General features: G+C 72.6%; 1 protein-coding gene. It reads right to left on the reverse strand.

The genetic code is table 11. The features are described from left to right. Window positions 1-456, reverse strand: a 456-nt coding sequence (locus tag KDH83_RS31605; RefSeq protein ID WP_212323125.1) for a hypothetical protein, incomplete at both ends; no start/stop codon positions are given.

Genomic DNA, 456 nt, shown 5'->3' on the forward strand with positions numbered 1-456 from the left:
CTCTACCAGCGCGAACTCCAGCTGGAAGCGACCGTCGCCGGCCAGCCGCTCATAAGGCGTGCCCGCCTCGCCCCGTCTCAGATCGGCGCGCAACCGCTCCAGGTCACCGCTGGCCTCGGGCGCATTGTTCTCGGTCAGCAGGTAGGCAATGCGCATCAGGCGCAGCCGCGGACGGCCATGGCGCAAGGCCGGCGGCAAGGGCGCGAGCATCAGGCTGATGCGGCCGATGCCCGCCGAGGCGATCAGGCGCAGCGCGCCGTGGTCCTCGATCATGCGCGCCGCGGTTTCCGCCTGACCGGCCGCGACCGCGTGGCCGACGGCGGCCGCCAGATCCTGCCGCGCCTCGTAGGCTTGGGCCGCGCGCAGATGGCGCGCACGGCTGGCGGCCTCGCCGTCGAGCCTGGCGCGGCGTTGCAGATAGTCGCGCAGAAAGGGGTTGCAGGCAATGGACAGCGG

It is taken from the genome of Achromobacter sp. Marseille-Q0513 (genome assembly GCF_018195695.1).
GTDB lineage: Bacteria > Pseudomonadota > Gammaproteobacteria > Burkholderiales > Burkholderiaceae_B > Achromobacter.